The organism is Rhodanobacter thiooxydans LCS2 (assembly GCF_000264375.1).
Taxonomy (GTDB): domain Bacteria; phylum Pseudomonadota; class Gammaproteobacteria; order Xanthomonadales; family Rhodanobacteraceae; genus Rhodanobacter; species Rhodanobacter thiooxydans.
Genome location: NZ_AJXW01000206.1, coordinates 1 through 254 on the forward strand (window position 1 = coordinate 1; position 254 = coordinate 254).

1 protein-coding gene is annotated in these 254 nt (G+C 28.7%); it reads right to left on the reverse strand.

Features of this window, described 5'->3' with window-relative positions; all coding sequences use genetic code 11:
* The coding region (locus UUA_RS20160) for a hypothetical protein (protein ID WP_238533068.1) at nucleotides 1-254 on the reverse strand (254 nt) is incomplete at both ends.

The window sequence follows — 254 nt, forward strand, 5'->3', positions numbered from 1 at the left end:
GTCATATGTTTTATCGTTTTTATTTAAAATTTTAATGTCATCACGTATTTTTAACGTTTCGTATAGCTTAAATGTCACTTCATATGTCACTTGAACACGTAAGTCATCTTGATGTGAATATTTAGGAGAACGTTTAATAAAGTAGCTATTTTTACTTTGTTCAAATTGAATTTGTAACTCAAGATCTGAGTGCAGCGTTGATTCATATAGATAATGTCGAATATTATCTATATCTCGTTGAATCGTTCTAGGAT